At 43.4% G+C, this 11,755-nt stretch carries 7 protein-coding genes; all 7 read left to right on the plus strand.

Going from position 1 to position 11,755, the window contains the following annotated elements; genetic code table 11:
• Nucleotides 1–1,086: 1,086 nt before the first annotated feature.
• The 7 genes from MHH48_RS13935 to MHH48_RS13965 all read left to right on the plus strand — a co-directional run bounded on the left by MHH48_RS13935 (nt 1,087) and on the right by MHH48_RS13965 (nt 11,564).
• Complete coding sequence (locus tag MHH48_RS13935) at nt 1,087–2,034, plus strand: ABC transporter permease subunit (RefSeq protein ID WP_076326621.1); 948 nt, start codon at nt 1,087–1,089, stop codon at nt 2,032–2,034.
• Between the two features lie 13 nt (nt 2,035–2,047).
• Nucleotides 2,048–2,917 carry a carbohydrate ABC transporter permease gene (locus tag MHH48_RS13940; RefSeq protein WP_076326620.1) on the plus strand — a complete coding sequence of 290 codons (870 nt, stop codon included), beginning with the start codon at nt 2,048–2,050 and terminating at the stop codon, nt 2,915–2,917.
• A 66-nt stretch (nt 2,918–2,983) separates the two neighbouring features.
• On the plus strand, nt 2,984–4,570 hold the full coding sequence (locus MHH48_RS13945; protein WP_076326619.1) for an extracellular solute-binding protein: 1,587 nt from the start codon (nt 2,984–2,986) through the stop codon (nt 4,568–4,570).
• A gap of 91 nt (nt 4,571–4,661) precedes the next feature.
• Nucleotides 4,662–6,401, plus strand: a complete 1,740-nt coding sequence (locus MHH48_RS13950) for a histidine kinase (protein ID WP_076326618.1) — start codon at nt 4,662–4,664, stop codon at nt 6,399–6,401.
• Nucleotides 6,401–8,023 carry a response regulator gene (locus MHH48_RS13955; RefSeq protein WP_076326617.1) on the plus strand — a complete coding sequence of 541 codons (1,623 nt, stop codon included), beginning with the start codon at nt 6,401–6,403 and terminating at the stop codon, nt 8,021–8,023. Before MHH48_RS13950 ends, MHH48_RS13955 begins: the two co-directional genes overlap by 1 nt.
• A 99-nt stretch (nt 8,024–8,122) precedes the next feature.
• On the plus strand, nt 8,123–10,348 hold the full coding sequence (locus tag MHH48_RS13960) for an FAD-dependent oxidoreductase (RefSeq protein ID WP_256720880.1): 2,226 nt from the start codon (nt 8,123–8,125) through the stop codon (nt 10,346–10,348).
• Nucleotides 10,349–10,355: 7 nt separating this feature from the next.
• Nucleotides 10,356–11,564 carry an SGNH/GDSL hydrolase family protein gene (locus MHH48_RS13965; RefSeq protein ID WP_076326615.1) on the plus strand — a complete coding sequence of 403 codons (1,209 nt, stop codon included), beginning with the start codon at nt 10,356–10,358 and terminating at the stop codon, nt 11,562–11,564.
• Nucleotides 11,565–11,755 lie beyond the last annotated feature (191 nt).

The raw sequence follows: 11,755 nt of genomic DNA on the forward strand, positions 1-11,755 counted from the left end.
AAAAAACGCAATTGTACAAACAAATCTCTTTTATAAGGAGTGAAGTCAAATGTCATTAGTGCCACAATCTCCTCCCCCTACATTCATCCCAGAAAAACCTGCTGTATCTTATATAGTTGACTGCTTATTTCAATACACTTATGTTTGGCTATTGAACGGGGAGAGATTTTGGTTTTACCCAACCCGGCTTGAATACGGTGAAGCTTCAGGTTATCGATGGAATGGGGCATATTGGACTTATTATGGATTTGATCCAAGATTTATTGATGCTGTTTCATGTCAAATTCCTACACTATTCTAAAATATAAAATGCCATGGTTGCTTCCAATTAAAGTTGGTAATTAAATTGAGTTATAAATTTGGTGATGGATGGATAGTAGGTCGATAAGGTGCGGTTTGTTGTACAGGGTCACCAGTCAGAGCGGTCTGCGACCGTCATTTGGGGTTCCGTCGAGACTTTAAGCTGCTCATCGGTGATGTGGAACGCGTTTCCCCTACACCCCTTTGAAGGACAAGGTAAGAATCGAACTTCTAAGAGAGAGGATTTGGATTGGGGAATAACTATTCTGCAGCTTGTCATCGATCTTTTCCCCGGTATGAAAGTGGTGTCCGTAGGGAAGAAGGCTAAATCCTCATGCCGGAAACTTCGAATCAAAACGATCGCGCATCTCAACCATCCGCACCGGGCTGATATATTCCGGGAGCAGTTTGACTTTCTGTTTCCAAATAGGTATGGAGATCATGAAACTACATTCGGTCCTGGAGCAACATAACGATGATCGCCCTTCTTTTTCCAACGAAGCTGACTTTAAGGACGCCTCTGATCTGATGCGAACAGATGTATGGCGTAAATTGAAGTTTTGCCGCCTATAAGGCGGCGTTTTTATTTTTAGGATAATCGTACTTTTTACTTTATTTGTTGTTTTATTGCATGATTTATTTAACAACTAACGCTACATATGTTCTAGTGGATTTGTTGAAACCATGGAACTTACTAAATATCTTATAAGAAATTCTTGAAATTTCAGAAATTTATCCGATAGGGGGGTGCTATTATACAACTACAAATAAAGATGAGGTGATGATATGCAAGCAAAATTGGCAGCGGACGCCATTCCCCTCTCCAAAAAGCGGAAGTCATGGATAAGAACGCTACAAAAGTATAAAGTGATGTATGCTCTCTTATTGCCGGCATTAGTTTACTTTGCCGTATTCAAATACATTCCTATGGCGGGAATCATGATTGCGTTTAAAAACTATAACCTGGCTTTGGGACTATGGGATAGTCCGTGGGTGGGATTTAAAAATTTTACGGATTTTATGAACGGCGTTTATTTCTGGGACATCATGGGAAATACGATTATCATATCGCTGTATAAGCTATTGTTCGGTTTCTCCGCTCCCATCGTACTTGCTTTACTCCTCAATGAAGTTTATAGCCAATGGTTTAAGAAAATCGTACAAACGATCACTTATTTGCCTCATTTTCTGTCATGGGTCATTGTTTATGGAATCTTGGTGGCATTATTAGCCCCAGGGGATGGTCTCTTTAACATGATTTTGAAGGAAATTGGGGTTGAACCCATCTCATTTCTAACGGAACCTGCCTGGGGCAGACTGCTGATCATCTTATCTGAAGTATGGAAGGATATTGGATGGGGAGCGATATTGTACCTTGCAGCATTAGCAGGAATCGATCCAAGCTTATATGAAGCAGCTCGAATGGATGGCGCTTCCAAATGGAGACAGCTCTGGCATATCACTTTACCCGGCATTCGAGGAGTCATTATTCTGATGCTGATCCTTAAATTAAGCCACATTCTGGATGCTGGCTTTGACCAAATATTCATGTTTGCCAACACCTTTAACCAGGAGAAGATCGACATTATCGACACATGGGTATACCGTGAAGGGTTGGAGCGTCTTAAGATTGGCTTGGCTACTGCTGTAGGATTGTTTAAAGCTGTCATCGGATTTGTTTTAGTGTTGGCAGCGAATAAGCTCGCCAAAAAATTCGATGGGCAAATTTGGTGAGGTGGTTTTTAAAATGATCAATTTGACAATCGGGGAAAAAGTCTGGCAAGCCGTCGTTTATTTGATTCTTATTTGTCTATCCCTACTTTGCTTACTACCTTTTCTATATGTGGTTGCTGTCTCAGTGACGCCAGAATCGGAAGTGTTAAGAAAAGGGATTGTTATTATACCAGAATCCTTTACCTTTATAGCCTATAAAGAAGTATTCATTTCTCATGGTATCGGGCAGGCGTATAAAATTACATTGTTTCGAACGATTGTAGGCACTGCGTTAAATGTATTTTTTACGGTAATCGCGGCGTACCCGTTATCCAAAAAATATTTGCCGGGTCGCAGTCCGTTTTTACTATTCATTGTGTTTACCATGATGTTCAGTGGGGGGTTAATTCCAACTTATTTACTAATCCGCTCTCTCGGATTGCTAGACAGTCCGTGGGTATTGATTATTCCAAATCTCATTAGTGCATTTAATCTGGTGATTATTAAAGGCTTTTTCGAGCAATTGCCTGGCGAAATCGAGGAATCAGCGAGGGTTGACGGTGCAAGTGAGCTTCAGTCGTTATGGCGGATCATTTTACCCCTGTCTTTGCCCGTCCTTGCCACCATTTCCTTGTTTTACGCCGTCGGCCATTGGAACAGTTATTTCGATGCTATTGTTTACATCAATGATTCGAACCTCATGCCACTTCAAGTTGTCTTGCGCAACATTCTGCTTAACGTCGCCACACAAAGCGCTGATTCGATTGCCAATTCCGGAGCAGTTAGCACATTCGCTGTGCAAATGGCCGCTGTCGTCGTGACTACGGTTCCGATTTTGATGGTTTATCCATTTATGCAGAAGCATTTTACCAAAGGTGTGCTCTTGGGATCAGTTAAAGGTTAAAAGGAATTGCAACCTAAGTTATTACGGGGAAACCGTGATAATATATAAGCAAAAGGAGAGGTCAATATGCAGCGTAAAAAGATTTCATTTGCTATTCTGACGGCAATAGTTGGTTTAGGAACGGTATTGTCAGGATGTGGGGAACAGGGAGAAGTTACCTCGACAACTTCGAGTAATTCGCAAGGTCAGTCCAGCCAATTTGAAACCAAAATGAAAATTTCAATGTTTAACCAAGGTACTTTCAATGCTGCTGCTCCGATACCCCCACGTGATGAAGATATTCAACGCCAAATGTTAGAAAAAGAGATGAACATCGACTTGGATATGATGATTCCTCAAGCTGGGCAGGCAACAACCAAACTGAATACGCTCATTGCAGGCGGGGATATTCCAGATTTGATCTTCTTGAAGAGCCGTGCTGATCTCGCACAATATTATGACCAAGGCGTTCTTGCGGATTTGACACCGTATCTGGATCAATTTCCTGAATTACAGAAACGTTTTAGCGACGACTCCTGGGAGGCGATGTCCTATCAAGGAAAAACCATTGGAGTTCCAGGCTATGATAATGTAAACGGTATCAGTCGAAGCTTCTTCATCCGCAACGATTGGCTGAAAAAGCTGAATATGGAAGTGCCAACGACACCTGACGAGCTGTTTGAAGTTATGAAAGCCTTTACAGAGAAAGACCCGGACGGTAATGGCAAGAACGATACGTACGGATTTATCGGCGGTATGAATAAAGAAGGCAATCTGCAAACCTACGGCTTCGATAGCTTGATGTGGATGTTTGGCGTCAATCCTCCTTCAGCCGTTGAAGTGAAAGATAATGAACCGGTATTCCTATTTATCGATCCCAAAATGAAAGAGGCGCTTGCTTACATTAATAAAATGATGGCAGCCAATGTGGTAGACCCAGACTGGGTGACGATGAATTCGCCTGAGTTGTTGGACCAGAAGTTATTTAAGGGTAAAGTTGGCTTCATGATCAGAGATGCCCGGAGGCTGGAGCCGGATTATCAGCAGAAAATGAAAGAAATCAGTGGAGAGGTGCCGGAATGGATCGTCATTCCTCCGATGAAAGGTCCTTACGGTGATCAAATTGTAGAGAGAAAATCGTTCCAAGGCAATTCATGGGCCATATCCGCGAAAGCGGATAAGGACAAAATCATTCGGATCTTGTCCATGCTGAATTATCTCTTTACGGACGAAGAAGCCTATCCGAACTTTGCATACGGAATTAAAGGGATTCATTGGGATGTGGTGGACGGCAAGATCAAAAATAAAACCTCCGAATTATCGAAGGAAATGAAGGAAAAGTACCTGTGGGTCGATCATTATAGAATGCCGCGCCGTGGTGATGATGCTGAATACTTCAGCTTCCAGAATCCGAAGACGGCGGAAGCTTTCAAGAACAACCAGAAATATGTGGGGCCAACGTTGCCCGGAAATTTATTGACCCCAGACCCCAGCGATACCTTGGATGCTGACCGCCAACGTTTCATTAATGAAAGCTTGGTCAAATTTATGACGGGCAAAGAGCCTCTTTCGAGCTGGGACAATTTCCTCCAAACGCTGGATACCAAGTTTGACATGCAGAAATATAAGGATTCAGCAATCAAGCAATTTAAAGAAGCCGGCCTTATCAAGTAAAATATAAACGAAGAGAGTGGCTATTCGTAGCCCTCTCTTTATTGTCATATGCTATTCTTAGTTTACTATGGAAGTAAAAGGAAGATGATCGATGCGAAGAAGATTCAGCTTGCCTTTAAAATTATTTTTTATCGTATTTGCATTTGTATTAAGCTGCATCATCTTGATAAGTCAATTGTCTTATCGCTATGTCCAAAAGGAAATACGAACCAATGACCTTTATTACACCAACCAAATACTTGACAAGGTAGACCAGTATTTCACCGTTAATTTTTCCTCCTTCCAGACGATCCTGTTCTCGGTCGAAACATCGGTAAAAGCCAACATTGATAATACAGAAGTGATTAAAAAGCAATTAAGAGAGCTGTATGAACTCAACAGTAATTACGTCAGTAATATTTATTTGATCAAAAGCGATTTATCCATTCTAGGGGGAAGTACACCTACCCGAATATTCGATGAACCCTTATCGGAAAGAGAGCCTTTGTTTGATGCGGCTGACAAGAACAGAAGGACTACCTTTGTTAGTGATCCTTACAAATCCAAGTATTCAGGCTGGACAGTTACAATGGTTCGATATCTGAACGGAGCTCCGTTTCCTATGGCTATTGCGGTAGATTTGGATCTAAATGCCATTGAAGAGACTTTGTTCAAGATTAATAAACAGGAACAAATGAATCTGGCTCTGATCACCGCATCGGGTCAAATTATTGCCGGATTTTCTGAGAATAAAGGACTGCTGAATATTCAAGATCATACGTTTTCAATCGGAGAAACGTCAGCGGAACAAATTCTGGATACGACAGAAACAAGTCTTCAACTGCATACCAAGGATGGCATTCCGGTCTACCTTCTGAAAAAACCGACGGAGAAATTCAACTGGACCATGATCTCGATCAACGATGAATCACGCTTGAAAGCAGCTTTGTCCAGACTGGAAACCTATTATATCGAGCTGCTAGCTGCAGGTCTTCTCTTAAGTTTGTTCATTTCTTTTTTTATTGCCAAGTATATTAGGAATCCACTCTATGCGCTCAAAACAAAAATGAAGCGGGTGGAGCAAGGCTTCCTCACAACGACCATAACGATTAACCGAAACGATGAATTTGGTGATCTTTCCCGAGCCTTCGATCGGATGCTGCAGCAAATTGTGGAACTGATTCGGCGAGCGGAGCTTCATAATGAGCTTGAGCGGAAGCTGGAGATCCAAGTGCTGCAGTCTCAAATAAACCCTCATTTTCTGTATAACACGCTTGGTTCGATCAGCAATGTTATACGTCTCGGACAAATAGAGAAAGTAGATGTTGTGATTGGGTCGCTCATTTCATTATTGGAATACGGAATAGATGACGCTTCAGAGAAGGTTTCCCTACGCCAGGAATTACGAAATGTAGCGGACTATATCGAGATCCAGAACATCCGGTATAACAGAAACTTCCACTTGATTGAACATATCGAAGCAGGGTTAATGGATTTTCCGGTTTTTCGAATGCTGCTGCAGCCCCTTGTGGAGAATAGTATCTTCCATGGTTATAACGGAGGGGGGATCGAAGGCCCGATTACAATTCATGCGTACAAGGAGGGCGGCATCGTCATCATAGAAGTCGTTGATCAAGGCGAGGGAATTCCAGCTGATCAAATAAAGCATATTTTAATTTCAGAACCGAGTGATGTGGAAGTAAAAAGGAAAAGAATCGGGTTAAATAATATTCATGGCCGAATAAGACTTCACTACGGAGAGCAATTCGGGCTCCAAATCATTAGCATACCTAAGGAAATAACCCGTGTACGCGCCTTATTCCCGGCAGACTTGCAAAAAGGAGATGCATAATGGTGAGAGACTATACCTGCTTCATTGTTGACGATGAAGACCTAATCATTCAAAGATTGGAATTGTTTTTTAATGAGCTCTCCCATAGGGATAGGCGATTTGTTCTAGTGGGAAAAGCGAATAATGGGCTGAATGGGATCGAGGAGATTTTAAAACTTAAGCCGGATATCGTCATATCCGATATCGTTATGCCGCGAATGGATGGAATCTCCATGATTGAGCAGCTAAAGGTGGAGCTCCCCCATACCCAATACATACTTTTGACCGCCTATTCGTCCTTTGAATACGCCCAGCGAGCTATTCATGCCAATGTATTGGAGTACATTGTAAAGGTTCCGCTAAAGGAAGTGGATTTGGATCGAGCTTTAGATAAGGCAGCCGGAATTTTAAATGAGTTTAAGAAAAAAGAAGCTGAATTTCAATCGTTAAACGTATCCGTGCTTGAAAATAAATATAGAGTCCGCAAGCAATTTTTTAACGAGCTGATCAGAGGCGAAATTCCTTCTCATCGGGCATCGGATTTTGCCAATCGCATGCAGTTTCATTTCTTTCAAGCCAACTATTGCTGCTTCATCGTTGAAATGAATACGTATGAAAGTTTCCGAAACGAATACTCAGCCGCAGATCAAAACATCTTGAAATATGCGATTACGAATATAATCGAAGAAACGGTGATGAATGGTGGCAGTGGCGTAGCTGCGGATCTGTCCGATAATCGTTTTATTGGCTTTTTATCCTGGGAAAATAACCGCAGTGATATGGAAACGGAATATGCTTGCCAATCCTTGGGAGGGCAGATCGTCTCTCATTTGCATCAATATTTGAATCAAAGGGTATCCGTCGCTTTTGGAGGTCCGTACCGAGGCTGGGAATCGATCAAACAAGCGTACACGGAAGCTAAAAATGTGAGTGACGATTTCTATTATCATACAGAGAAAGTAGTAAAAACACCCATGCATCGGTTCCAATATCATAATGACAAAAAATCAGACTTTCAGCAGAAGCTGGCTGATTTTCTGATATGTTTGAAAAGAAAGATTTCCAAGGAAGAGCTGGACAATGCACTCGCCGATCTGAACCAATTCGTAACGGACCATAAAATCCACAAATCCATCATGGCGCCAATGATCAGAGACTTGTACAGAGACATTACCAAGAAGTTTAAATCAGGGAACAAGCTGCCCACGGAAGCAGCAGAATTCCCCATGGAATTTATGGCATTTCAGGAGCAGCTTGCCTATATTGGCGACTTCACATTCGAGTACGTACACGCTGGTCAACTATTACATCGTGCAGAAATCATGAGTGCTATGCATTTTATAGAGAAAAACCTGAAACAGCGTTTAACGCTCGAGGCGATTGCCGAGGAAGTGAATCTAGCTCCATCGTATTTTAGCAGCTTATTCAAAAAAACAATGAATGAAGGCGTGATCAGCTATATCAACCGAAAAAAAATCCAATTAGCTCTCGAACTTTTACAAGTTCAGGATTATTCTTTATTGGAATTGTGCGAGGAAGTAGGCATCGTCAATGAAGGTTACTTTTGCAAACTATTTAAAGAATATACGGGTGATACCCCTAAGCAGTACCGGATAAAAATGACACGCTACGAAACCAAATAAGGATGCTAAAAATGTATGATTTTTTCGCGAAATCATGTAAAAAAAAGGGGACCAAAACAATTACCATGATAGAAGCATCTAATCATGGAGGTTATCAAAATGGAGCTTATAAAAGCAGATGTAACCGTCGTAGGCGGAGGTATTGCGGGATTATGCGCTGCCATTGCTGCCGCACGCCAAGGGCTGCAGGTTTCACTTATTAATGATCGGCCGGTTCTTGGGGGAAATGCGAGCAGCGAGGTCAGGGTTCATATCAACGGGTCGGCATATCTCGGAAACAGTCCATCCTATTATGCTCGCGAGGGCGGGTTGGTAGAAGAACTCAAGCTGAAGATCTTTCATTATAATCCGTTATACAACAAGAAGCTTATGCTTTCGCTTTCGGATACGGTCTTGCTCGACATGGTTTATGATGAGCCTAACATTTCTCTATTCCTGAATACATGCGTGCATGAAACGGGCATGGAGAACGGCAGAATTAAATGGGTGGAGGGCCTTCAATTAGCTTCCGAAAGAAAATTTCGTTTTGAAAGCCCAACCTACATCGATTGCTCCGGCGATGGAATTGTTGGATACCAAGCAGGTGCTCACTTCCGATGGGGAAGAGAGGCGAAGCATGAATATAAGGAGGAGTTGGCTCCAGAAGTGGCGGATCATTACACCATGGGCGATACGATTCTGTTTCAAGCCCGTGACGTAGACTATCCCGTTCCTTACAAAAGACCAGGCTTTGCGTATGACATTACGAAGTTGGCCTTTTTCGATAGTATCAGAAAAGGCTTAAACCATCGGTCTTTTCCGAGGAAAATCAACGGGCTTGGCGGATTATGGTGGCTGGAATACGGCGGACATATGGATATTATCAAGAATAATGAAGACATCGCCTTGGAACTGCGAAAATTGGTGTACGGGATTTGGGATTATATCAAAAATAGCGGCGAGTTTGATGATGTGGACAATCTCATCTTGGATTATGTATGCCCGATTCCGGGAAAGCGGGAGTCTAGAAGGTTTATCGGGGAGCACATGCTGTCTCAGAACGATCTTACAGCAAAGCCACATTTCAAAGATGCGGTATCCGTCGGAGGCTGGTATATGGATCTGCATGCGAACAAAGGCATCTACGATGAGGGGCCGGCTACAGCGTGGAATTTCGTGCCGGGATTGTATAATATCCCTTTCCGCAGCTTATTTTCACGAAATATTCCTAATCTCATGTTCGCTGGGCGCAATATAAGCGCTACCCATGTGGCTTTCGGATCTACAAGGGTCATGGCAACCTGCGGTTGTATGGGGCAGGCCGTAGGAACGGCAGCTGCGTTATGCTTAAAATACGAGGCCGACCCTGCAGCCATAGTCAAATCCCATATGGGTGAGCTTCAAGCGCAGCTGCTTCGAGACGGGCAAACGATTGTAGGGCTTCAAGAGGAGTTGGATCCTTATTTTGCTGACGGATTAACGATGCGTGCCTCGTCTCAGCGCAGCTATGATAATCTTCATCCAACCGAAGAGATTTCCTTGGAGAAAGCGTTATGTTTGGTCTTGCCGATTCAGACATCCGTGGCTGAAAGTGTGCGAATCAAAATTAAAAATAGATCCGAGCATTCGGAAAATTTGCAAGTGAAGCTGTTTGGCGGGGAGCGGAAGGAAAACTATATTCCCACAAGCGGGCTGAAAGACTATCACTTGGTTGTTTCAGGTGGTCACGATGACTGGATTACGCTGGACTTGGGCTGCAAGAAGCCAGCTGACGACAAAATCTACATCGTATTGGAAGGCACGGCGAGCCTTGCCGTACACGGCAATGAAGAGAAAATAACAGGGGCAGTCAGCTTCCATTATAGGCCGGAAGAGCCGTCCAGGCTGAAGAAGCTTAATAAGAACATTTGCTTCAAAGACCTATTGCCATCTCAAAATATGTATAGCCCTGAGAATGTCGTCAACGGTTTCTCTAGACCTTATGGTCTGCCAAACATCTGGATTTCTGAACGTACGGAAGGGCAGGAATGGTTGGAATTCAGTTTTGCAAGCCCCAAGAATCTGGATGAAATCCATCTTGTGTTCAATTCGCAGCTGAATTTGGAGCATTTCGATGATCCGATCGAGCCACTTATCCAAGATTATGATGTGACCTTAACCTTAGAGAACGGAACCGAGAGAGAAATTAATATCCGTGGGAATTATCTTTCGTTGAATAAACATCAGGTGCATGCAAAAGGGGTAACCCGAATCCGGTTTGATTTCTGTGCAACGTATGGTTCGCCTTATTATGAAGTGTTTGCTGTAAAATTTTTTGCTCCTAAAACGCTAAGTGAGGCCAGGTGAAGTTGCGATGAAGGAATTTTTCCCTCGAAGAGGGCTGCCTAATGTCATTCAGAAGTTGGAAAATGGGGAAACCGTGACCATCGTTTATTTTGGCGGCAGTAATACGCGTTCTGAAGGATACAGGGTCATGACGGCGGATTGGCTTCGAGGACAATATCCCAATGCGGATATCCGCTCTGTAAATGCAGGCATTGATGGGACAGGATCGGACCTGGGCTGCGCCCGTTTGGAGACTGATGTACTGCGTCATCAGCCTGATCTCGTGTTTGTTGAATTTGTTGGTAACGATGGCGGAGTTCCGGAGTCCAAGGCGCGGATCGAAGGAATTGTCCGACAGATCCGCAAGCGGAGCCGGTTTACCGATATCCTGTTCGTATATACGCTGAAGGAGCGAGATGTGGCCCTATTTCAGTCCGGAGAATACCAGAAGGGAGCTATTATGCAAGAGGAAGTCGCGGACTATTACGGCATTCCTTCGATTCATCTGGGCGTAGCGGTCAGTCAATTGGTTTCGGATGGAAAGCTCATTTTCACCTCAAGGGCAGACGTGTCCATTCCCGGAGCCGTTATTTTTACGCATGATTCGATCCATCCGACGATTCCCGAAGGACACCAGATTTACACGGATACAATCACCCGGTCGTTTGAGAAAATGAGCGAACTTCGAGATCACGTGGGAAAGGTCGAACACCACTTGCCACAGGACACTTTGGTCCCGGCCAATCCTTGGGAGTATGCAACCATGCTGCCACTGGATATTTTTACTCATTTTTCCGCAGGGTGGACTTACATGACCCCCGATGATTTCTCTTTAGTGCGCGAGTATGATTGGTTATTTCCCGGTCTATGGCGAGCAGTCGATCCCGGAGAGACGATCACAGTGGAGTTTGAGGGGACCCACATCGGATTATTCGATATCGGGGGGCCGGATTCAGGCAGACTGAAGGTGTCGGTGGATGGAGGGGAACCCTTCCTTATCGATCGATTCACACCATATAACGACCATAATCGAAATCAGTATGTTTTCTTGCCTGAGCTACCGAATGGGAAACATACGGTTCGCTTCGAAGTTGATCACAAGAAGACAGACAAAGCGGCCGTGTTTGAGGCAAGCGGCAATGAAAGAAGTATGGAGCATGTTCGGCAGCATCCAGCTTGGTATGATCAAACGGTCATTCAGATTGGAAAGCTGCTATTGGTGCAGCCGCCATTATAATTGATTTTTCCACTTGGAAGACCTACATTCTATCTGATTGCAATTGGGCGATCAATTCGAATGTAGGTTTCTTTTTTTACTTAAAATCTTATAAGAAATTCTTGAAATGAAAGAAATTTCACGGTGATATGGCATGCTAATATAAAAACGACAGAGCGGGATTAGCCAGAAGGATAAGGTTAATTGCATTT

This window comes from Paenibacillus sp. FSL F4-0100 (genome assembly GCF_037993005.1).
Classification (GTDB): domain Bacteria; phylum Bacillota; class Bacilli; order Paenibacillales; family Paenibacillaceae; genus Paenibacillus_AQ.

Excerpts from the sequence above, each read along its gene's own strand:
- MHH48_RS13965 (WP_076326615.1), top strand. The coding sequence starts at position 10,356 with ATGAAGGAATTTTTCCCTCGAAGAGGGCTGCCTAATGTCATTCAGAAG.
- MHH48_RS13955 (WP_076326617.1), top strand. The coding sequence starts at position 6,401 with ATGGTGAGAGACTATACCTGCTTCATTGTTGACGATGAAGACCTAATC.
- MHH48_RS13945 (WP_076326619.1), top strand. The coding sequence starts at position 2,984 with ATGCAGCGTAAAAAGATTTCATTTGCTATTCTGACGGCAATAGTTGGT.
- MHH48_RS13960 (WP_256720880.1), top strand. The coding sequence starts at position 8,123 with ATGGAGCTTATAAAAGCAGATGTAACCGTCGTAGGCGGAGGTATTGCG.
- MHH48_RS13940 (WP_076326620.1), top strand. The coding sequence starts at position 2,048 with ATGATCAATTTGACAATCGGGGAAAAAGTCTGGCAAGCCGTCGTTTAT.
- MHH48_RS13935 (WP_076326621.1), top strand. The coding sequence starts at position 1,087 with ATGCAAGCAAAATTGGCAGCGGACGCCATTCCCCTCTCCAAAAAGCGG.
- MHH48_RS13950 (WP_076326618.1), top strand. The coding sequence starts at position 4,662 with ATGCGAAGAAGATTCAGCTTGCCTTTAAAATTATTTTTTATCGTATTT.